General features: G+C 66.1%; 20 protein-coding genes. 12 read left to right on the top strand and 8 right to left on the bottom strand.

Features of this window, described 5'->3' with window-relative positions:
- The first annotated feature begins 121 nt into the window (after nt 1-121).
- Complete coding sequence (locus FAS41_RS13385) at nt 122-988, top strand: LysR family transcriptional regulator (protein ID WP_138522959.1); 867 nt, start codon at nt 122-124, stop codon at nt 986-988.
- On the opposite strand, the gene FAS41_RS13380 is transcribed toward FAS41_RS13385, so the two are convergent.
- Nucleotides 972-3,035: a putative bifunctional diguanylate cyclase/phosphodiesterase gene (locus FAS41_RS13380; protein ID WP_138522957.1), complete on the bottom strand. Its 2,064-nt coding sequence runs from the start codon at nt 3,033-3,035 to the stop codon at nt 972-974. The two genes, FAS41_RS13385 and FAS41_RS13380, sit on opposite strands and share 17 nt — an antisense overlap.
- A gap of 231 nt (nt 3,036-3,266) precedes the next feature.
- On the opposite strand from FAS41_RS13380, the gene FAS41_RS13375 reads away from it, so the two are divergent.
- Complete coding sequence (locus FAS41_RS13375) at nt 3,267-4,355, top strand: FUSC family protein (RefSeq protein WP_138522955.1); 1,089 nt, start codon at nt 3,267-3,269, stop codon at nt 4,353-4,355.
- 31 nt (nt 4,356-4,386) lie between these two features.
- Here FAS41_RS13375 and FAS41_RS13370 read toward each other — a convergent pair whose 3' ends face one another.
- On the bottom strand, nt 4,387-5,145 hold the full coding sequence (locus FAS41_RS13370) for a 3-oxoacyl-ACP reductase family protein (RefSeq protein WP_138522953.1): 759 nt from the start codon (nt 5,143-5,145) through the stop codon (nt 4,387-4,389).
- A gap of 123 nt (nt 5,146-5,268) precedes the next feature.
- On the opposite strand from FAS41_RS13370, the gene FAS41_RS13365 reads away from it, so the two are divergent.
- Nucleotides 5,269-6,192, top strand: coding sequence for a LysR family transcriptional regulator (locus tag FAS41_RS13365; protein ID WP_138522952.1), 924 nt, complete (start codon nt 5,269-5,271; stop codon nt 6,190-6,192).
- Nucleotides 6,193-6,334: 142 nt separating this feature from the next.
- Nucleotides 6,335-6,592 carry a hypothetical protein gene (locus FAS41_RS13360; RefSeq protein WP_138522950.1) on the top strand — a complete coding sequence of 86 codons (258 nt, stop codon included), beginning with the start codon at nt 6,335-6,337 and terminating at the stop codon, nt 6,590-6,592.
- Nucleotides 6,593-6,659: 67 nt separating this feature from the next.
- Here the strand turns inward: FAS41_RS13360 and FAS41_RS13355 are convergent, their stop codons facing one another.
- Complete coding sequence (locus FAS41_RS13355; protein WP_138522948.1) at nt 6,660-6,986, bottom strand: I78 family peptidase inhibitor; 327 nt, start codon at nt 6,984-6,986, stop codon at nt 6,660-6,662.
- Between the two features lie 226 nt (nt 6,987-7,212).
- Between FAS41_RS13355 and FAS41_RS13350 the strand changes: the two genes are divergently transcribed.
- Entirely contained in the window at nt 7,213-7,587 is a 375-nt protein-coding gene (locus FAS41_RS13350) for a hypothetical protein (protein ID WP_024762291.1), read from the top strand.
- Between the two features lie 47 nt (nt 7,588-7,634).
- On the opposite strand, the gene FAS41_RS13345 is transcribed toward FAS41_RS13350, so the two are convergent.
- On the bottom strand, nt 7,635-8,507 hold the full coding sequence (locus tag FAS41_RS13345; RefSeq protein ID WP_138522946.1) for a LysR family transcriptional regulator: 873 nt from the start codon (nt 8,505-8,507) through the stop codon (nt 7,635-7,637).
- A 106-nt stretch (nt 8,508-8,613) separates the two neighbouring features.
- On the opposite strand from FAS41_RS13345, the gene FAS41_RS13340 reads away from it, so the two are divergent.
- From FAS41_RS13340 to FAS41_RS13310, 7 genes are all read left to right on the top strand, one after another.
- Nucleotides 8,614-9,384 (top strand): CTP synthase C-terminal region-related (seleno)protein, encoded by a 771-nt coding sequence (locus tag FAS41_RS13340; protein ID WP_138522943.1) that lies wholly within the window; start codon nt 8,614-8,616, stop codon nt 9,382-9,384.
- Complete coding sequence (locus tag FAS41_RS13335; RefSeq protein WP_138522940.1) at nt 9,381-9,704, top strand: antibiotic biosynthesis monooxygenase family protein; 324 nt, start codon at nt 9,381-9,383, stop codon at nt 9,702-9,704. The genes FAS41_RS13340 and FAS41_RS13335 overlap by 4 nt, the downstream gene beginning before the upstream one ends.
- Nucleotides 9,705-9,797: 93 nt before the next feature.
- Nucleotides 9,798-10,259: a hypothetical protein gene (locus tag FAS41_RS13330; protein ID WP_138522937.1), complete on the top strand. Its 462-nt coding sequence runs from the start codon at nt 9,798-9,800 to the stop codon at nt 10,257-10,259.
- A gap of 20 nt (nt 10,260-10,279) precedes the next feature.
- A complete protein-coding gene (locus tag FAS41_RS13325; RefSeq protein ID WP_138522934.1) occupies nt 10,280-10,705 on the top strand; it encodes a VOC family protein in 426 nt (141 codons plus the stop codon).
- Nucleotides 10,706-11,053: 348 nt separating this feature from the next.
- Nucleotides 11,054-11,491, top strand: a complete 438-nt coding sequence (locus FAS41_RS13320; protein WP_425049024.1) for a C40 family peptidase — start codon at nt 11,054-11,056, stop codon at nt 11,489-11,491.
- Between the two features lie 138 nt (nt 11,492-11,629).
- Complete coding sequence (locus FAS41_RS13315; RefSeq protein ID WP_138522931.1) at nt 11,630-12,223, top strand: C40 family peptidase; 594 nt, start codon at nt 11,630-11,632, stop codon at nt 12,221-12,223.
- A 31-nt stretch (nt 12,224-12,254) separates the two neighbouring features.
- Nucleotides 12,255-12,548 carry a hypothetical protein gene (locus tag FAS41_RS13310; RefSeq protein WP_138522926.1) on the top strand — a complete coding sequence of 98 codons (294 nt, stop codon included), beginning with the start codon at nt 12,255-12,257 and terminating at the stop codon, nt 12,546-12,548.
- A 7-nt stretch (nt 12,549-12,555) separates the two neighbouring features.
- On the opposite strand, the gene FAS41_RS13305 is transcribed toward FAS41_RS13310, so the two are convergent.
- Genes FAS41_RS13305 through FAS41_RS13290 form a run of 4 tightly spaced genes read right to left on the bottom strand, consistent with a single transcriptional unit; the run spans nt 12,556 to nt 21,561 of the window.
- A complete protein-coding gene (locus tag FAS41_RS13305) occupies nt 12,556-14,031 on the bottom strand; it encodes an efflux transporter outer membrane subunit (protein WP_138522924.1) in 1,476 nt (491 codons plus the stop codon).
- Complete coding sequence (locus FAS41_RS13300; RefSeq protein ID WP_138522922.1) at nt 14,028-17,144, bottom strand: multidrug efflux RND transporter permease subunit; 3,117 nt, start codon at nt 17,142-17,144, stop codon at nt 14,028-14,030. The genes FAS41_RS13305 and FAS41_RS13300 overlap by 4 nt, the downstream gene beginning before the upstream one ends.
- Nucleotides 17,144-20,266: an MdtB/MuxB family multidrug efflux RND transporter permease subunit gene (locus FAS41_RS13295; protein WP_138522920.1), complete on the bottom strand. Its 3,123-nt coding sequence runs from the start codon at nt 20,264-20,266 to the stop codon at nt 17,144-17,146. Before FAS41_RS13295 ends, FAS41_RS13300 begins: the two co-directional genes overlap by 1 nt.
- A complete protein-coding gene (locus tag FAS41_RS13290) occupies nt 20,263-21,561 on the bottom strand; it encodes an MdtA/MuxA family multidrug efflux RND transporter periplasmic adaptor subunit (RefSeq protein ID WP_138522918.1) in 1,299 nt (432 codons plus the stop codon). The genes FAS41_RS13295 and FAS41_RS13290 overlap by 4 nt, the downstream gene beginning before the upstream one ends.
- Nucleotides 21,562-21,671 lie beyond the last annotated feature (110 nt).

Below are 21,671 nucleotides of genomic sequence, written 5' to 3'. Positions count from 1 at the left end.
CGCTCCCCCGTGATGACTGTCTTGCCTCGACTCTCGCTCGATCAAATGAACAGCTGCAGTATGACGAAGGGATGTTCTATGCTGAAATTAAATAGAAACATGACTTCCAGTGGAAATCAGAATGCTTGATCCCAACCTGCTGCGCAGCTTCGTGATGGTGGTGGACGCCGGCAACTTCACCCGCGCCGCGGAACTGCTGCACCTGACCCAATCCACGGTGAGCCAGCAGATCCTGCGCCTGGAGCAGAGCCTGGACTGCCGTCTACTGGACCGCAGTCAGCGCCAGGTGCTGCCCACCGAGCAGGGCGAACGGCTGCTGGGTTATGCGCGACGCATCCTCGAACTGGGCTCGGAAGCGCGCGAGGCACTGAGCAGCGAGCACAGCGAGGGCGTGCTGCGCCTGGGGATGCCGGAAGATTTTGCCGGCGAACGAATGATGCCGCTGCTCGCGGCCTTCAGCGCCGAACGTCCGAGGCTGCGCCTGGAGGTATCCAGCGGCCTCAGCCAGGAACTGTTGCGCCAGTACCGCAGCGGCGAGCTGGACCTGGCGCTGGTCAAGCAATGGGGCGCGGACAGCGACTGCCTCGCCCACTGGCCCGAACCGCTGGCTTGGCAGGACAGCGCCACCACCCCCGCCGCCGCCCGCGACCCGCTGCCGCTGGTGGTGTTCCCGCTGGGAGCGCTGTATCGCCAGGAGATGATCCACGCCCTGGAGGCCAGCGGTCGGCGCTGGCGCATCAGCTACAGCAGCGCCAGCCTGGCAAGCCTGTCGGCGGCGGTGGCGGCGGGCATGGGCGTCAGCCTGCTGCCCCTGCGCGGTCGTCACGAAGGCCACCGTGTGCTGACCGTCGAGGACGGTTTTGCCCCCATCGAGGGACTGGAACTGGCGCTCTACGCCCGTCCGGAGCTGGGCAGCGCCGGACGCAGCCTGTGTGAGCAACTGCGCGAGCTGTGCGCGCAGCTGGCCGCGACTACACCGGCACGCTGAGACGTTCGAGGAATTGCTCGGCCGGCACCGGCTTGCCTAACAGGAAGCCTTGCAGCGAATCGCACCCCAGGCGGGTGAGGAAGTTCTGCTGTCCGGAGGTTTCTACCCCCTCGGCAACGATCCGCAGGTCCAGCGCCTGGCCCAGGGCAACGATGGCCGAGACGATGGCGGCGTCGTCGCTGTCCTGCTCCAGGTCGCGGACGAACCCGCGGTCGATCTTCAGCTCGTTGGCCGGCAGGCGCTTGAGGTACAGCAGGCTGGAGTAGCCGGTGCCGAAGTCGTCGATGGACAGGTCCACGCCCATGTCCGACAGTTTGCCGAGGATCTCCAGGCTGGAATCGGCATCGCGCATCGCCGTGGTCTCGGTGATCTCCAGGGTCAGGCAGCGCGCCGGCAACTGGTGGCGCTGCAGCGCGTCGGCCACCGACTGCACCAGGGCGGCATGGCAGAACTGCAGCGCCGAGAGGTTCACCGCTACCCGCCAACTTTCGTGGCCCTGCAGGTACCACTCGCGCATCTGCCGGCAGGCCTCATCCAGCACCCAGTCGCCGATGGGGATGATCAGCCCGGTTCGCTCGGCCAAAGCGATGAAGGTGTCAGGCATCATCAGCCCGCGCTGCGGGTGCTGCCAGCGCAGGAGCGCCTCGGCGCCGATGGGCTCGCCGCTGGCGGCGAACTTGGGCTGGTAATGCAGGGTGAACTCGCGGCGATCCAGCGCCGCGCGCAGGTCGTGCAGCAACTGCAGGTGGTTGCGCGCGTTGGTGTTCATCGACTGCTCGAAGAAGCTGTAGCCGTTCTTGCCGTTGCCCTTGGCGTGGTACATCGCCGCGTCGGCGTTGCGCAGCAGTTCCTGCTGGGTGGAACCGTCGCCCGGATACAGCGTGATGCCGATACTGGCGGCGATGCGCAGCTCCTGCCCGGCCACCTGGAACGGCTGCGCCAGCAGGTTGACCTGCTGGCTGGCGACGGTCACCGCATCCTCGGCTTCGGCCAGTTCGGCGAGTACCACGAACTCGTCGCCGCCGATGCGTGCCACCGTGTCTTCGCTGCGCAGGCTGTCGCGCAGGCGCTGGGCCACGGCCTTGAGCAACAGGTCGCCAACATGGTGGCCGAAAGCGTCGTTGACCGGCTTGAAGCCGTCGAGGTCGAGGAACATCAGCGCGAAATGCCCGCCGCTACGCTGCACCTTGCCGATCATCTGCTCGATGCGATCCTCCAGCAGGACGCGGTTGGGCAGGCGCGTGAGGTTGTCGTGCAGGGCAAGCTGGGTCAGCTCCTGGTTGGCCTGCGCCAGCGACGAGGTGAGCTGCGCCGTGCGCGACTCCAGGCGTGCGTCCAGTACCGAGGTGAGCAGCGCGATGCCGATCACCGCCAGGGTGACGATGATGATCAGTAGCGCCAGCCAGTCACTGTCCAGGCCACTGGGTGACGCGCCGCAGAAGCTGCCCTCGGGGAAACGCGCGGCGGCCATGCCGGTGTAATGCATGCCGACGATGGCCACGCCCATCACCAGCGCTGCGCCGGCCCGGGCCAGGCGCACATAGGGCGTGTTGTGACGCAGCTGGAAGGCAATCCATAACGCGGCGCCGGAAGCCGCCACGGCAATCACCAGGGAAAGCCCGAACAACGTCGGGTCATAGTCGATGCCCGGCTGCATGAGCATCGCGTACATGCCCAGGTAGTGCATGCAGCTGATCCCGGCCCCCATGGCCAGCGCGCCACAGAGCAGATGCCAGAGCGGCAGACGGTCCTGGCTGACCAGCGCCAGGGCGAACCCTGAACTGAGCACGGCGATGGCCAGCGACAACAGGGTCAGGGTGAGGTCATAACCCAGCGGGATCGGCAGGCTGAAGGCGAGCATGCCGATGAAGTGCATCGACCACACGCCGATGCCCATGGCCACCCCGCCGCCGCCGATCCACAGCAGCACCGGCCAGCCGCGGGTGGTCGCGATGCGCCCGGCCAGGTCCAGCGCGGTGTAGGACGCCAGCATGGCGACGCACAGCGAAATCAGGACAAGGGCGGGATCGTAACTACCGGCAAGCATGGGGGCTCTCTGATGCACTCGGGCGCTGATGGGCGCACGCGGTCCCTGCGCGCAAAAGTCCGGGATTCTAGCGAAGATCGATGAAGCGGAACCAGCGCTTCCGGTGGATTTTCTATCGGCGTGCCCGCAGCCGCCTTGAGGCCGTTCAGCGGGACGCGGGCATGATCCACCACAGGTCCATTCCGGCCGAAACGGCTACCCTTTCCCTGACCATCACCATCGGAGCCACCCTTGGCGAAGCAACCCTCGATCCTCAGCCTGCCCTTCCGCCGCCTGGCCAATCCTTATACCCGCTATCGCTACGCCGCCTGGATCCACTGCGTACGAGTCGGCCTCGCCCTCCTCGCCTCGATGCTGATCACCAGCGCGCTCAAGCTGCCCCACGGTCTGTGGGCCTCGGTGACAGTGCTGGTGGTCATGGGTGGCCTGGTCCACCAGGGAACGATTCGCGGCAAATCCTACGAGCGGGTGATCGGCACCCTGGTGGGGGCGGTTCTGGGGCTCTGTGTGATCGCGGTTTACGACGGTACCCGCTCGCTCACGCTGACTTTTCTGGTGATGTCGGTACTGGGCGCGGCCTCGGCGTTCTATGCGATTCGCCGACCCGGCTACGTCGCGCTGCTGGCGGGGATCACCATGTGCATTGTCGCCGGCCCCGGCGAGACGGGGTTCACCGAAGGACTATGGCGCTCGGCCAATGTGCTGATCGGCGTCGCGGTGGCACTGCTGTTCTCGCAGATCTACCCGTTGCGGGCAGTCTATGTCTGGCGCTACCTGCTCTCCGACAACCTGCGCGCCTGCGCACGGATGTATGGGCAGTTGTCGTCCAACCACGACTTCACGCCCGAACACTTCGCCCGCCAGCTGGAGGAACTGGACCATCGCCTCGTGGCTTCGCGAGCCCATCTGGGGCCAGTGTCGCGGGAGACGGGCATGCCGCTGCGTGAGCTGGAAATGCTCCAGCGCATCCACCGCGCCATCATGGGCACCCTGGAATCACTGATTGCCTCACGGCAGTTCGCCGCCGAGGCCGGGGAGATAGAACCGGTGCCGACCAGCCTCGACACGCACCGGCAGATCATCGGCCGCCTGCTGCTGCAATCGGCCCACGCCTTGAAGTTCAGTCGTACCAGCAAGCTGGTGCAGGCCTGCCAGGGCCTGGAGAACCTGCCCGCACGGCCACACAACCTGACCGACTCCTTCGAGAAACAGGGCTTCTACTGGCTCACCCTGCGTCTCTATGAACAAGTGGAGATGCTGTCGGAAAAGCTCGCCAGCACCTCCGAACACTGGAACATCCAGAGCCGCGACCGAGCCTGAACCCGATCGCGCTGCGGTCATCTAGAACCCATCAGGCGCCGAAGCCACCGTCGATGGTCAGGCTGGCGCCGGTGATGTAGCCGGCTTCCGGGCCCGCCAGGTAGGCGACGAAAGCGGCGACTTCTTCCGCACGGCCGTAACGACCGACCGCCATCAGGTCCATCAGGGAAGCCGCGAAGTCGCTGTCGGCCGGGTTCATGTCGGTATCCACCGGGCCGGGCTGCACGTTGTTCACGGTGATCCCGCGCGGGCCGAGGTCGCGGGCCAGGCCCTTGGTCAGGCCGACGATGGCCGACTTGCTCATGGCGTAGACGGCGCCACCGCCAAAGGGCATGCGATCGGCGTTGGTGCTGCCGATGGTGATGATGCGCCCGCCCTGCCCCATGTGCCGCGCAGCGGCCTGGGTGGCGACGAAGACGCTGCGCACGTTCACCGCCAGGGTGCGGTCGAGGTCTTCCAGGCTGAACTCTTCCACCGGGGCGATGGCCAGCACGCCGGCGTTGTTGACCAGGATATCGATGCCGCCGAAGCGTTGTGCGGCGGTATCGATGGCTTGCTGCACCGAGGCTGCGTCGCCGCTATCGGCCTTCAGCGCCAGGGCGCGGCCGCCGGCGGCTTCGATGCTGGCGGCGAGGTCTTCGGCCTTCTGTGCCGAGCTGACGTAGGTGAAGGCCACGGCGGCACCTTCCTGAGCCAGGCGCTGCACGATGGCAGCGCCGATGCCGCGGGAGCCGCCCTGTACGAAAGCGACTTTGCCGGCGAGGGATTGAGTGGTTTGCGTGGTGGTCATTTCGTGTCTCCAGGAATCGAGTGGGGGAGTAAGTTCGACGGGGCCAGTTTCGCGCTTGCACTCCTGACCCGGTAGCTGGTAATCGCTATATTCAGTCGATACCAAACGTCCGGAATAAAACCCATGGAAAGCCTGATCAGTATCGAATGCTTCGTCCGCAGCGCCGAGGCGGGCAGCTTCGCCGCCGCCGCACGCCGCCTGGGCCTGACGCCGGCGGCGGTGAGCAAGAACGTGGCGCGGCTGGAGAACAACCTGGGCGTGCGGCTGTTCCAGCGTAGTACCCGCAGCCTGGCCCTGACCGAATCCGGTGAGCGATTTCTCGATGAAGCCGGCGGCGGCCTCGCCAGCCTGCAGAGCGCCATCGCCAACCTGGCCAGCGCCGATGGCCAGCCCAGCGGCATGTTGAAGGTGAGCATGGGGCTGGTGTTCGGTCGCGACTACATCCTGCCGCTGCTGGGGGACTTCCTCGATCGCTATCCGGCGATCCGTCCGGACTGGCACTTCGACAACCACCAGGTCGACCTCATCGCCGAAGGCTTCGACGCCGCCATCGGCGGCGGCTTCGAGCTGCCGCCCGGCGTGGTGGCGCGCAAGCTGTGCCCGGCGCATCTGGTACTGCTGGCTTCGCCGGCCTACCTCGAAGCACGGCCGGCGCTCCGCTATCCGTCGGACCTGCCCAGCCACGACGGCATCCGCATCCGCTCGCCGCAAACCGGCCGTGTGCGTCCCTGGCCGCTGACCAACCGCCAGCAGGCCCAGGCGCCGATCGCGCTGAAGGAGCGCATGACCTTCAGCGACCCCGAAGCCGCCTGCGTCGCCGCACTGATGGGACTGGGCGTGACCCTGGTGAGCATGCAGCACGCCGTCCCGTACCTAGAGAGCGGCCGCCTGGTGCGTGTGCTGCCGGACTGGTACGTGGACGCTGGCAACACCGCGCTCTACTACGCCGCGCAGAAACTGCTGCCGGCCAAGACGCGGGTATTCATCGAGTACGTCATCGAGCACTTTCGCAGCCAGGGCCTGGAGCGAAAGTTCAGCGCCATCTGACCAGCGACACGGCGGATCGGGGTTTTCCTGACTAGCGTCAGAACTGAAATGAATTCGCGGGACATTCGCTTGTCGGTAGTTAGCAAGCTAACGTAATTTCGAACTTCTTCGATTCGGCATTCGAGATGCAAGGAGAACCTGCATGAAAAAGTACGCCCTGCTCCTGGCCATGGTGTTTTCCGTACCGGCTTTCGCTGACAGCGCGCTGTGCGACGGCAACCTGCAGCAGATCAACGACTTCCTCAAGACCGCCAACCCGAACGCCACCGGCGTGAAGGTCAACGCAGTCCACGAGTACCTCGCCAAGGCCGAGGAAGCGAAGAAGGCCGGCAATTACGAGGAGTGCGTCAACCAGTCGAGCCAGGCGCTGCGTGTGATCAAGAAGCCCGCCAATCGCTGATCCGCACTGGAGATGAAAAAGCCCCGCCTAGGCGGGGCTTTTTCATGGGCGCAGTCGGGCGAAAGACTCAGCCGCAGGAGACCTGCTTCACCACCTGGCTGTCATCGACGTCGATGTTCAGGCGCTGCGAGTTGTACTCCATGGTCACTGGCTGGTGCGGGGTGAGCACGCGGGCAACGCTGGCGCCAGCATCGCGGCGAGCTTCTTCGGTCAGGGTCGGGGTGACGACCTTGCCGATGATCGACTGCACCGCCTTGGCGTTGCAGGTGCCGGTCATGGCCGGCGAACTGTCCGCAGCCGGCTGGGCCGCATCGGACGAGGAATCCTTGGAACTGCAACCGGCAAGGGCGGCGACAGCGAGAAGCGACAAGAGAGTCACTCGGTTGAAGGGCATGGAAGGTCTCCCTGATTCTTCATGGATAAAACGCGAAAGGCGCAACCTTACCAGCCCGAAGGCTGCGGCAGCGCGATGGATGTATTGCAGGCTGATACATGCCAGGCCCGTCGCAGAGCCGTACGGCGCCATTTACACAACCTTTACACCGGCGGCGTTACGATTCTTTCGAGGCCGATGTCTCATAGATACCTGGTTCCTCGCCGGGTTCCTCAGGAGGTGCATCATGCTTCACCGTCTCCCCCAGATCGCCCTGCTCTGCGCCGGCCTTGCCCTCGCCGGCCAGGCCGCGGCCAACAGCAATACCGATGCCGCCGCGATCGGCGCAGTGGTTGGCGCCGTTGTCGGGGGTGCAGTGGTCGCCGGCTCGCAACCCGCGCCGGCGCCCTATTACGCTCCGCCGCCCCCGGTGGCCTATTACCCGCCGCAACCGGTGTACTACCAGCCTGCGCCGGTCTACCAGCCCGTGTATCAACCGGTGTACCGACCGGTCGTGGTGGTGCCAGGCCCGCGTTACTACGGGCCGCCCCGCTACTATGGTCCGCCGCGTTATTACGGCCCAGGCTACTATGGCCCGCCGGGACACTACCGTCACTGGTAGTGGCTGTGACAGACGAAAGACCCCGCTTCCCGGCGGGGTCTTTTCATTCAGGCTGGCAAACGAATGCTCCCGGCCAACTCCTCGAACAGCGTCACTACCGCCCGCAGCGCCCGGCAATCCGGTCGCGTCAGCAGCCAGAGATGGATGCTGCAGCCGGGAAGCTCCGGCTCCAGTATCTGCAGCCCGTCGTCCGGGCGCAGCAGGAACGCTGGCAGCGCAGCCAGCCCCAGCCCCGCGCGGCAAAGGTCGAGCACCGAGAGCATGCTGTTGCAGCGATAGGCCGGGAGCACCGTCGGGAACGCCTGGCGGCGCCAGGCGACGCTGGAGTGATCGGGCAGAAAGTCGTCCGGGGCGATCCAGCTCATATCCTGCCAGGGACGCTCGCCTTGCTCGGCCAGGTAGTCGCGGTGGGCACAGAGGACGTAGTGCACCTCGCCCAGCTTGCGTCCCACCAGATGCTCCGGCGGCGCATTGGTCAGGCGCAGGGCAATGTCGGCGTCGCGGCGGCTGAGGTTGGCGAAGGCGTTGGAGGTGGTCAGTTCCAGATTCAGCGCCGGGTAGCGCTTCATGAAGCGCGCCAGGGCCGGCAGCAAAAGGCCCTGCAGCACGGTGTCGGAACAGGTCAGGCGCACGGTGCCGCTGAGCACGTCGTGGCCCTGCTCCAGGCCCAGTCGCGCCGCTTCCAGCGCCTGCTCGGCCAGTTCTGCCTGGGTCGCCAGTTGCTGCGCGGTGGCCGTGGCGAGGTAGCCGTTGCGGCCCTTCTCGAACAGCGCGGTGCCCAGCGCCTTCTCCAGCCGGCGCACGGCACGAAACACGGTGGAGACGTCTACTTCGAGCAATTCCGAGGCACGCGCAAGGCTGCCCCCTCGCACCAGCGCCAGCACCAGGGCCAGATCGGCGTACTCCAGACGGTATTGCATCGACGCACTCCAAGGTTGCGCAACCGCCCATTTCGATTGCGCCTGCGCAACTATAAATTGCCTCCCATGGGCCCGCCAATGGGCCACGACGCCAGGGGGAAAAAGGATGGGAAAACGTCGTAAAGCACTGCGGATCGGCCTGATCGGAGACCGCGACAGCCGCGTCACCGCCCACTGGGCGATTCCCCTGGCCCTGCAGCAATCGCTGCTGCCGCACTCGGGCACGCTGCGCGTGGACTGGCTGGACACTCCGCGCCTCGCCCAGGGCCTGGACCTGGAGCCGTACTCCGGCTTCTGGTGCATCCCTGGCAGCCCTTACCTCGACACCGAAGGCGCCCTGCGGGCGATCACCTTCGCCCGCGAAAACGACGTACCCTTCCTCGGCACCTGCGGGGGCTTCCAGCATGCCCTGCTGGAGCGCGCGCGCCATGTCCTCGGCTGGAGCGACGCGGCACACGCCGAGACGGACCCGGATGCAATGCGCACGGTGGTCCATGCCCTGCCCTGTTCACTGGTTGAGGTCAGCGAAACCATCCGCCTCACCGCCGGCTCGCACCTGGCCGCCATCTACGGTCTGCCGGAGATTCGCGAGGGCTACCGGTGCAGCTACGGGGTGAATCCGGCGTTCCAGGACGAGCTGTTCGGCGGCTCGCTACGCGCCTGCGCCCACGGAGAGGACGGCAGCATCCGCGCGCTGGAAGCGACCGACCATCCCTTCTTCGTCGCCACCCTGTTCCAGCCGGAGCGCAGGGCGCTGGCCGGTATCGCTGTGCCACTGGCCGAGGCGCTCCTGTCCGCCGCCTTCCGCCATCAATCCAGCCAAGCGCCCATCCAGTCATCCAGCCAAGAAGCCGTCCACGCCGGGAGCGCCGCATGATCGCCAGCACACCGCAACCGCCCTACTACGCCGTGACGTTCACCTCCTACCGCACCGAGCTGGACGAAGGCTACGGCGCCACTGCCGAGCGCATGCTGGAACTGGCCGCACAGCAGGACGGCTTCCTCGGCGTCGAGTCGGCCCGTGGCGCCGACGGTCTGGGCATCACTGTCTCCTACTGGCGTGACGAAGCCGCCATCCGCCAGTGGAAGCAACAGGCCGAACACCGCATGGCCCAGCAGGCAGGCCGCCGCGACTGGTACAGCGCCTTCCGCGTGCGTATCAGCCGGGTCGAGCGCGAATACGGTTTCGAACGCTGAGCGACCCGTTCTGGCCCAGACACGACATGCCGGGTTCGATGCCCGGCGCACATCGTCTAGGCTGGTCCCCATTCAGCAAAGGGGGACCGACGCATGCACCGACAAGCCAGTGAACTGCAGGCCGCCTACCTGGGCGAAGTCCGCGGTGAGAACTTCTTCCTCGGCCTGGCCGAGCAACTGCCGGAGGGGGCGTCCTCGATGCTCCTGCTGGCGCGACTGGAGCGCCAGACCGGCCTGCGCATGGCGCGGCTGCTGCAACGCCATGGCCTACCGCTGGGCGACACCGCCCACGCCGCCGCCCAGGGCCGCCAGCGTGCCGCCGACTGGCTCGGGCTTGACTGGCCGCAGACCCTGGAAAGGCTCGAAGTGCTGGTGGAGCCCTACGTCCAGCGCTACGACAGCCTTGCCAACCAGGGCGACGACGATGACCGCGACATCCTCGACGACCTGGCCGAGCACGAGCATGCCCTGCTGGAGTTCACCCGCCTCGCCCGCGAGGGGCAGATGAACGCGGCCAAGGCCACCATCAGCCGCCTGCTGGCCGCACCAGCCTGAACCTGACAGGGAGCACATCCATGGCGCTATCGCCTTTCCACCTGGCCATTCCCGTCTACGACCTCGCCCTGGCCCGGCACTTCTACGGCGAGGTATTCGGCCTCGCCGAAGGGCGCAGCAGCGCCCAGTGGGTAGACTTCGACTTCTTCGGCCACCAGCTGGTGATCCACGAGCACCCACGCACCGCCAGCCAGGAGGCGGCGCACACCAATGCCGTCGATGGGCATGACGTGCCGGTACCGCACTTCGGCGTGGTGCTGCCGTGGGAGGACTGGGAGCGTCTGGCGCAAAGGCTGAGCGAGCGCGGCACGCGGTTCGTCATCGAACCCCATGTGCGCTTCCAGGGTCAGGTGGGCGAACAGGCAACGTTGTTCCTCTTCGATCCCTGCGGCAATGCCCTGGAGTTCAAGGCCTTCAAGGACATCGGCCAGCTGTTCGCACGCTGAGTGGTGACCGACCATCCTCCGTGGAATCCGCCTTCAAATCTACTAGAGGTTTCCTACATCGATCTTCCCTAGCCGTTTCTAGGATGGCGCCCGTCCCCACCGTTCACCTCGAGGTGACCCGACGTGCGCCCACTCCGCTGGCTGACCCTTTATCTCTTCTGCATCCTGGGCGCGCCGTTCGCCCTCGCCGATGACTACGACACACCCAATTGGCGTCGCTACGACAACGCTGCCATCGAGCGGACCTACCAGAGCGCGGGATTTTCCGCCCGCGCTATCGAACTGCGCGCACAGATCCGAAGCGCGCGACGGAACCTGAAGGTATCGAGCTCCGCCCGGGAACCGCTCCTGGCGCCCTACCCACAGGCGGAGGAGCACAGGTCGCTGAGCCCACGGGTTACCTCACGCATCATCGAGCGTGCCCATGAACTGATCGGTACGCCTTACCGCTGGGGTGGTGAAAGCGAAGCGTCCGGCTTCGATTGCAGTGGCCTGCTCGTCTACCTGTACAGCACCATCGCCAACCGCAAGCTACCGCGCACCACCACCTCGATGATCGCGCAAAAGCGCAATGCCGTGGATCAGGATGAGCTGCAACCGGGCGATGCGGTGTTCTTCAATCATGACGGCACGGGGCGCGCCAGCCACGTGGGCCTGTACATCGGTGGCGGCCGCTTCATCCACGCACCGCGCACCGGCAAGACCATCCGCATCGACTCGCTGGACAACCACTATTGGCAACGCAGCTATACGACCGCCCGACGCTTCAGCGGGGAATCCGGCTAACCGTCGAATGCAAGTCACCACCTGATCTCTTAATCGGAAAATGCCTACAGGGTTTTGCAGTTTCCCCACGTTAACTCAACGCGGGAGATTTCTAAGATAGCGCCCCGTTCCACTACCTAGTCACACGATGTACCCAAGATGCGCTTCCTCACCTTGATGAGCACGATCCTGCTGCTCGCCCTGACCGTTCCCCTCGCCGAAGCCCGCGAAGCAAAGCGCGCAACGCCGCACAAGGCGACGTCGAGCCTGTCCCGTGCCAGCCATGGGAAAGTCGTCAATCGCAACAACGTGCGGCCGCATCGCGACCTGAAGCGCCCACAGCAGTCGGGCGTGCACCCGGCCCAGCCGACCACCAACACACGTGTGGTGGCTCGTGCCCGCCAGCTGATCGGAGTGCCCTACCGCCATGGCGGCACCAGCGTGGCCAACGGCTTCGATTGCAGCGGGCTGTTGGTCTACCTGTTCCGCACCGAGGCCGGCATGAAGCTGCCGCGCACCACCGGTGAGATGATCGAAAGCGGCAGCAAGCGTGTCGGTCGCACCGAACTCAAACCCGGCGACGCCGTGTTCTTCAATCGCAACGGGCGCGGCAACGTCAGCCATGTCGGCCTGTATATCGGCAACAACCAGTTCATCCACGCGCCCAGCACCGGTGGCCGAATTCGCCAGGACTCCCTGGACGACCGCTACTGGGAACGCAGTTTCACCACCGCACGCCGCTTCAACGGCTGACTCCCCTTCCACCACCGGACGCCCCCTGACGATGCCCAGCCTGCTGGTCGAGATTGTGCGTTACACCGATGAGTGCTTCGCGGGCTGGGCCGAGTGCCGCCTGATCGACGCTGGCGGGCGCGATTGGCGCTTCCTCAAGCCGCGCGCACTGCTGCGTACCGCCAGCCTGGACGACCGCCTGCCCGCCATCGGGCACATCGCTTGCGAAGTGCTCGAGCGACTGGACGGCACCGTGCTGGTCAGCACCGAATTGCCGCGAGGCGTCCGCTCGCTGGACGGCGAGAGCCGCTTCCGGATCCCCCTCAGCGCCCTGCGCGAGGACTGACGCGGGCTCAGTCCCGCGTCGCCTGCCCTTCCTCGGCGATCTTCGCCGCATCCCAGCCGCCGCCCAGCGCGGCGATCAGCTGCACGCTGGCAGTCAAACGACTGCCGGTGAGGGTCAGCAATGTGCGCTCGTTGGATAGTGCGGTTGTCTGGGTGGTGACCACGTCGCTGTAGTCGATGGTGCCGGCCTTGTACTGGTTGGTGGTCAGGCGCAGCGCCTCGCGCGCGGAATCCAGCGCTTCCTGCTGCACACCGCTCTCCTCTTCCAGCACCTTGAGCTGGACCATGTAGTCCTCGACCTCGCGGAAGCTGTCCAGCACGGTCTGCCGGTAGCTGGCCACGGTCTGGTCGTAGCTCGCCTCGGCCTGCTCCACCTGGGAGGCGATCAGCCCGCCGTCGAACAGCGTCATGGCGAACTGCGGGCCGATGGACCAGTAGCGGTTGGGCGTCTCGATCCAGTTCTGGAAGCTGCCGCTTCGGTAGCCGCCAGCGGCTGTAAGGGTCAGGTCGGGGAACCAGGCGGCCTTGGCTACACCGATCTTGGCGTTGGCGGAAATCACCTGGCGCTCGGCGGAAGCCACGTCAGGGCGACGTTGCAGCAGTTCGGATGGCAGCAGCGCCGGCACATTCGGCAGGCTCGGCACGCCCTCTACGGCGGCCAGGGAGAACTGCGCCGGCGGCAGGCCGACCAGCACCGCGATGGCGTGCTCAAGCTGCGCACGCTGGTACTTCAGGTCGATGGCCTGGGCCTCGGTGCTTTTCAGCTGGGTCCGTGCCTGGGCGACGTCGGCCTTGGTGACGATGCCCGCGTTGTACTGGTTCTCGGTGAGCTTGAGCGAACGCTGGTACGCCGTGACCGTGTCGTTGAGCAGTTTGATCTGCTGGTCCATCACGCGCAGTTGCAGGTAGTCCTGGGTCAGTTCCGACTGCAGCGACAGGCGCGAGGCGGCGAGGTCCGCAGCGCTGGCGTCCATGCTGGCGGTGTCGGCCTCCAGCTGTCGACGCAGCTTGCCCCACAGGTCCAGCTCCCAGCTCACGCCAAGGCTCGCCGAATAGCTGTTGCTGATCGAACTGCTGCCACCCCCGCTGCTGACGGTGGAGCCGTCAGGCAGGCGCACGCTGCCGCCACTGCCGGTACCTTGCCCGGAGCGGGTCTTGCCGACGTCGGCGCTGATGGTGGGGAAGAACGAGGAGCGCGCGCCCTTGGCCAGCGCCTGGGCCTGGCGATAGGACGCGACCGACTGTGCCAGGGTCTGGTTGGCGGCAACCAGGCGGGTCTGCAGGTCGTTCAGCTTGGTGTCGCCATACAGTTCCCACCAGGCACCGTGGTTGAAGCCGTCCTGCGGCTTCGCCAACTGCCAGCCCTCGCCCTCCTTGAAGCTGGCGGGCACCGTCAGCTCGGGGCGCTGGTAATCCGGGCCGATGGCGCAACCAGCCAGGGCCACGGTCAGCGCCAGGGGAAGAAGTGAACGGGAACGGATCATACGGGTGTCTCCAGGGCGCCGTCGGTGCGCACGCCGCGCTTCTTGTTGACCCAATGGCGCAGGCGGTCGAGGTAGAGGTAGACGACGGGGGTGGTGTACAGGGTCAGCAACTGGCTGCCGATCAGGCCGCCGACAATGGTCATGCCCAGTGGGCGGCGCAGCGCGGCGTCGCCACCGATGCCGAAGATCAGCGGCAAGGCGCCAAGAATGGCGGCCAGGGTGGTCATCATGATCGGCCGGAAACGCTTCATCGCCGCTTCGAGGATCGCGTCGCGCGGCGACAGGCCAAGGGTGCGTTCGGCGTCCAGGGCGAAGTCGATCATCATGATCGCGTTCTTCTTCACGATGCCGATCAGCAGGATCACCCCGATCAGCGCGATCAGCGACAGCTCGGTGCGGAACAGCATCAGCGTAAGCAGCGCGCCGACGCCCGCCGAGGGCAGCGTGGAGAGAATGGTCAGCGGGTGCACGTAGCTCTCGTAGAGGATGCCCAGGACGATGTAGACCGAGATCAGCGCCAGCAGGATCAGCCAGGGCATGTCGTTCTGCGTGTCCTGCACCGCCCCGGCGTTGCCTTCGAAGGTGGCCTGGATTTCCATCGGCAGATGGATGGGTTCCACCGCCGCCAGGATCGCATCGCGGGCCGGACCGATCTGCGCGCCCTGGGCCAGATTGAAGGAGAACGTGGTGGCGGCGAACTGGCCCTGGTGATTGACCTCCAGCGGCGCACGGCTCGGCTCGATGTGGGTAAAGGCCGAGAGCGGAATGCGCTCGCCGTCGCTGTTGATCACGTAGACCTGGCGCAGTTCCTCGGGGGTTTCCTGGTACGGCTGGGCGACTTCCATCACCACGTGGTACTGGTTCAGCGGGTTGAAGATGGTCGAGACCTGCCGCTGGCCGTAGGAGTTGTTCAGCACCGCGTCCACCTCAGCGACGTTCACGCCCAGGCTCGCCGCGCGGTCGCGGTCGATCACCAGGCGGCTCTGCACGCCCTTGTCCTGGGCGTCGCTGTTGACGTCGACGATCTGCGGCACCTTGTTCATCGCCGCCTCGACCTTGGGCGCCCACTCGCGCAGCAGGGTGAGGTCATCGCTGCGCAGGGTGAAGTCGTACTGTGCGTTGCCCTGGCGGCCGCCGATGCGCACGTCCTGGCCGGCCACCAGGAACAGGTTGGCACCGGGGACCTGCGCCAGCTGCTTGCGCAGGCGGTTGACGATGGTCTCGGCGGAGTCGCGCTCGGTGATGTCCTTGAGGGTGACGAAGAAGGAGCCGGTGTTGCTCGACTGCCACTTGCCACCGCCGACGAAGCCCACCACGTTCTCCACGCCGGGGTCTTCGGAGAGGATCTTGCGGAACTGCGCCATCTTCTTGTCCAGCGCCTGGAACGAGATGCTCTGGTCGGCCACCGCGAAGCCGCGCAGGCGCCCGGAGTCCTGCTGCGGCAGGAAGCCCTTGGGCACCACCACGAACAGGTACAGGTTCAGCGCGATGCAGCCGAGCATGATGACCACCATCAGCCGCGAGTGCTCCAGCGCCCAGCTCAGGCTGGCGCGATAGCGCTGCATGAAGGCGACGAAATAGCGGTTGCTCTGGCGCTCCACCGAGGCCTTCTTCGGCCCGCGCTCGACAGGCTTGAGCAGGCGCGCGCAAAGCATCGGCGTCAGCGTCAGGGAGACCACCAGCGACACCAGGATGGCCGCTGCCAGGGTGACCGAGAACTCGCGGAACAACCGCCCGGTGATGCCGCCCATGAGCAGCAGCGGGATGAACACCGCCACCAGCGACAGGGTCATCGACAGAACGGTGAAACTCACCTCTCTGGCCCCGCGAATGGCTGCCTGGATCGGCGGGTCGCCCTCTTCGATGCGCCTCGCGATGTTCTCCACCACGACGATGGCATCGTCCACCACGAAGCCGGTGGCGATGATCAGCGCCATCAACGACAGGTTGTTCAGCGAGAAGCCGCACAGGTACATGACCGCGAAGGTGCCCACCAGCGACACCGGCACCGCCAGGCTGGGGATCAGCGTGGCGCGGCCATTGCGCAGGAACAGGTAGACCACCAGGATCACCAGCACCACGGAGATGATCAGGGTCAGCTCGGCTTCTTCCAGCGAGGAACGGATCGACGGGCTGCGGTCGTCCATCACCGACAGCTTCACCTGCGGACCGAGTACGTCCTGGATGACCGGCAACTGCTCGTGGATGGCGTCGGTGGCTTCGATGATGTTGGCGCCGGGCTGGCGGGTGATGATCAGCAGAACCGCCGGCAGGTCGTCGGAGAAACCGGCGTTGCGCACGTCTTCCACCGAGTCGGTGACCGTGGCGACATCCTTCAGGCGCACTGCCGCGCCGGTCTCGGCGTTGTAGTGGACGATCAGCGACGCGTACTCGCTGGCCTTGCGCAGCTGGTCGTTGGAGTCCACCTGCCAGTGACGCTCACCAAACTCTAGCGCGCCCTTGGGCCCGTCCGCGTTGGTGTTGTTGATCGCGGTGCGCACCGTGTCCAGGGAGATGCCGTAGTGGCTGAGCTGGTCCGGGTTCACGTCGACGCGCACTGCCGGCAGCGACGAGCCACCGATGCTCACCTGCCCCACCCCCTTCACCTGTGCGAGCTTGGGCGAAACGATGGTCGAGGCCAGATCGTACATCTCGCCACGGGTGTAGGTATCCGAGGTCAGGGTGAGGATCATGATCGGCATGTCCGACGGGTTCGCCTTGCGGTACGTCGGGTTGTTCGGCATGCCCGAGGGCAGCAGGCTCATGGCCGCGTTGATCGCCGACTGCACCTCGCGCGCGGCGCCGTCGATGTCCTTGGACAGGTCGAACTGGATGATGATGGTGGTGTTACCCAGGGAACTGCTGGAGGTCATGTCGGTGACCCCGGCGATGCGCCCCAGCGAGCGCTCCAACGGTGTCGCCACCGTGGAGGCCATGGTCTCCGGGCTGGCGCCAGGCAGCGCCGCCTGCACCAGGATGGTCGGGAAGTCGACGTTGGGCAGCGGCGCCACCGGCAGCAGGCTGAACGACAGCGCGCCGGCCAGCATCAGCGCCAGGGTCAGCAGGCAGGTGGCGACCGGGCGCAGGATGAACAGGCGCGACAGGCCGCCCATCAGCCGCGCTCCGCCGGATCGATGCTGTTCACGTCCAGGCCATGGCGCTGCCGCCAGTTGGCCCAGCGCGTGGCGAGGCGATCGAAGTACAGGTAGATCACCGGCGTGGTGAACAGGGTGAGCAACTGGCTGACCAGCAGGCCACCGACCATGGTGACGCCCAGCGGCTGGCGCAGCTCGGCACCGGCACCGCCGGCGAGCATCAGCGGCAAGGCGCCCAGCAGCGCGGCCATGGTGGTCATCAGGATCGGCCGGAAGCGCAGCAGGCAGGCCTGGTAGATCGCCTCATGGGGCGGCTTGCCCTCGTTGCGTTCGGCGTCCAGCGCGAAGTCGATCATCATGATCGCGTTTTTCTTCACGATGCCGATCAGCAGGATGATGCCGATGATCGCCACGATGCCGATGTCCTGCCCCGAGAGCATCAACGCCAGCAGCGCGCCCACGCCTGCCGAAGGCAGCGTGGAAAGGATGGTCACCGGGTGGATGAAGCTCTCGTAGAGGATGCCCAGCACGATGTACATGGTGACGATGGAAGCCAGCACCAGCAGCAGGGTGTTGGACAACGAGGCCTCGAACGCCTGCGCCGCACCCCGGAAGCTGCCCTGCAGGCTGACGGGCATTTCCATCTGTGCCTCGACATCGCGGATCGCCTGCACCGCCTCGCCGAGGGCGACGCCCTTGGCCAGGTTGAAGGAGATGGTCGCGGCCGGGAACTGGGCGATGTGGTTGACCGCCAGCAGCGTGTGGCGCTCCTCCACACGGGCCAGGCTCGACAGGCGCACCTGGGTGCCGTCGCTGGACGGCACGTAGAGGTTCTCCAGCGACTGCGGGCCGATCTGGAATTCCGGCGCCACCTCCAGCACCACGCGGTATTGCGTGGCCTGGGTGAAGATGGTGGAGATCAGCCGCTGGCCGAAGGCGTTGTAGAGCACGCTGTCGATGCTCGACAGGCTCACGCCCAGGCGCGAAGCGGTGTCACGGTCGATGTTGATGTAGGCCTGCAGGCCTTTGTCCTGCCAGTCGGTGGCCACGTCGGCCAGCTCCGGCAACTGCTGCAGGCGGTCCACCAGGCGCGGTACCCAGTCGGCAAGGACATCCGGGTCGGCGTCCTGCAGGGTGAACTGGTACTGCGTGCGGGCAATGCGGTCCTCGATAGTCAGGTCCTGCACCGGCTGCATGTACAACTTGATGCCGGCGATCTGGTCCAGCTCCGGCTGCAGGCGGTGGATCACCTCGCTGGCGGTCACGTCGCGGTCCGCGTGGGGCTTGAGGTTGATCAGCAGGCGGCCGGTGTTGAGCGTGGCGTTGGTGCCATCGACGCCAATGAACGAGGACAGGCTCTCTACCGCCGGGTCCTTCAGCACGATCTTCGCCAGGTCCTGCTGCCGATTGGCCATGGCCTGGAAGGAGATCGACTGCGGCGCCTCGGCGATGCCCTGGATCACCCCGGTGTCCTGCACCGGGAAGAAGCCCTTGGGCATGAAGAGGTAGAGCAGCGCGGTGAGCACCACGGTGCCGATGGCGACCAGCAGGGTCAGCGGCTGATGGCGCAGCACCACGCGCAGGGCGGCGGCGTAGCGCTCGATCATGTTGTCGATGAAGCGCCCGGCGGCCCGGGCGAAGCGCCCTTCCTTCTCCGGCTCGATGTGACGCAACAGCTTGGCGCTGAGCATCGGCGTCAGGGTCAGGGAAACGAAGCCCGATATGAGAATCGCCACCGCCAGGGTGATGGCGAATTCGCGGAACAGCCGCCCGGCCACGTCGCCCATGAACAGCAGCGGGATCAGCACGGCGATCAGCGAGAACGTCAGCGAGATGATGGTGAAGCCGATCTGCTTGGAGCCCTTGAGCGCAGCTTCCAGCGGCGGGTCGCCCTTTTCCAGGTAGCGCGCGATGTTCTCCACCATGACGATGGCGTCGTCGACCACGAAACCGGTGGCGATGGTCAGCGCCATCAGTGTCAGGTTGTTGATCGAAAAGCCGGAAAGGTACATCACGCCGAAGGTGCCGATCAGCGACAGCGGCACGGCGAAGCTGGGGATCAGCGTGGCGGAGATATTGCGCAGGAACAGGAAGGTGACCATCACCACCAGGCAGACGGCGAGGAACAGTTCGAACTGCACATCCGCCACCGAGGCGCGGATGGTCGTGGTGCGGTCGGTGAGCACCGTCACTTCCAGGCTGCCGGGCAGGGTCGCCTGCAACTGCGGGAGCATCTTCTTGATGCTGTCGACCACCTCGATGACGTTGGCGCCCGGCTGGCGCTGGATGTTCAGCACCACCGCCGGCGAGGTGTTGGCCCAGGCGGCCAGGCGTACGTTCTCGGCGTCGTCTTCCACGCTCGCCACGTCACGTACGCGCAGCGGCGAGCCGTTCTTGTAGGCAATGATCAGGTCGCGGTAGGCGTCGGCGGACTTGAGCTGGTCGTTGGCGTCCAGGGTCGAGGAACGGGTCGGGCCGTCAAAACTGCCCTTGGGGCCATTGAGGTTATTGTTGGTGACGGTGGTCTGCAGGTCTTCCAGGCTCAGGCCGGCAGCCGCCAGCGCGCCGGGGTTGGCGCGGATTCGCACGGCCGGGCGCTGGCCGCCGCTGATGCTGACCAGGCCGACGCCGGAGATCTGCGAGATTTTCTGCGCAAGGCGCGTGTCCACCAGGTCCTGGATCTGCGGCAGCGGCATGTCCGGGGACATCACCGCCAGCGTCAGGATCGGCGCATCCGCCGGGTTCACCTTGCTGTACACCGGCTGGTTCGGCAGGTCCTTGGGCAACAGGCTCTGCGCGGTGTTTATCGCCGCCTGGACTTCCTGCTCGGCCACGTCGAGGTTGATCTGCAGGCTGAACTGCAAGGTGATCACCGAAGCGCCGCCGGAGCTGGTGGAGGACATCTCGTTCAGGCCCGGGATCTGTCCCAGCTGGTTCTCCAGCGGCGCGGTCACCGAGGAGGTCATGATGTCCGGGCTGGCGCCGGGGTACAGGGTCACCACCTGGATGGTCGGGTAGTCCACTTCCGGCAGGGCCGAGATCGGCAGGAAGCGGTAGGCGATGATCCCCGACAGCAGGATTGCCACCATCAGGAGCGTGGTGGCGACCGGCCGCAGGATGAACAGGCGGGACGGGTTCATTCGCTCTTACCGCTGTCCTGGACCGCAGTGTCCGAGCCGAACGGCTTGGCGGTGGACTTGTCGCCCTCTTCCGTCGCGGCCGCGCGGGCCTTCTCGTCGGAGCTGGCGATGGTCATGCGAGTGCCGTCGCGCAGGCGATCGGTGCCTTCGACGACGACGCGGTCGCCCTCCTTCAGGCCCTCGGTGACCACCACGCGCTCGCTCTCACTGGTGCCCAGGGTAACCAGCTGGCGCTTGGCCTTGTTCTCCTCGCCGACCAGGTAGACGTAGGTACCGTCGTTGCCGCGCTGCACTGCGTTGGCCGGGATGGTCAGCACGCCCGGCAGGGTCTCGGCGAGCAGGCGCACGTTGACGAACTGGTTGGGGAACAGCTTGTGGTCGGCGTTCTCGAAACCGGCCTTGAGCTTGACGGTGCCGGTGGTGGTGTCGATCTGGTTGTCCAGGGTCTTCAGCACGCCAGTGGCCAGGGTCTGGTTCTGGTTGCGGTCCAGCGCCTCGACCGGCACCGGTTTGTTGCTGTACAGCTCGCGGGCGATGGTGCCCAGTTGCTGCTGTGGCAGGCTGAACACCACGGAGATCGGCTTGACCTGGGTGATGACCACCAGCGGCGTGGTGTCGCCGGAGGTGACCAGGTTGCCCACGTCCACCTGGCGCAGGCCGACGCGGCCGGAGATGGGCGCGCGCACCTGGGTGAACTCGAGGTTGAGCTTGGCGTCGGCGACCTGTCCCTGGTTGGTCTTCAGGGTGCCCTCGTACTGGCGGACCTGGGCCTCCTGGGTGTCCAGGGTCTGCTTGGCGATGGAGTCCTCGGCGTACAGGCCCTTGTAGCGGGCGAGGTCGATCTGCGCGTTCTTCAGTTGCGCCTGGTTCTGCAGCAAGGTGCCCTGGGCCTGGTCCAGCGCCGCCTGGAACGGACGCGAGTCGATCACCGCGAGCACGTCGCCGGCCTTCACTTCCTGGCCCTCCTGGAACGGCACCTTGACCAGTTGGCCGCTGACCCGCGCACGAACGTTGACGGTGTTGTAGGCCGTGACCGTACCCAGTGCGTGGTAATGCACCGGCAGGTCACCCTTGGTCACCGGCGCGACGCTGACGGTCACCGCCGTACCGCCCTGCCCCGCGGCCATCTGTCCCGGCCCCGGACGCCCGCCACGCCCACCCTGGGCTGCCGGCGCTCCCGAAGACGTCGAATGCAGCCACATGATCAGCCCCACCACGGCGGCGAACAGCAGCGCAGTGATGAGCCAGGGGCGCAGGGTGCGAAGTTTCGAGGGCGATCCGTTGCTTGCAGTCATGGGGCTCTGTCTTTTGAAAAGGGGGCTTGGCGCAAAGAAGTGAGAATAGCGAGGCTGAACGATAAGCACAGCCAGGCCACAGGCAAAGTCTCTTTACCCGCTATTTACCT

This window comes from Pseudomonas nicosulfuronedens (assembly GCF_005877905.1).
GTDB classification, from domain to species: domain Bacteria; phylum Pseudomonadota; class Gammaproteobacteria; order Pseudomonadales; family Pseudomonadaceae; genus Pseudomonas; species Pseudomonas nicosulfuronedens.
The sequence above is the reverse complement of the archived record's forward strand: the minus strand, read 5'-3'. Positions and strand labels throughout refer to the sequence as shown.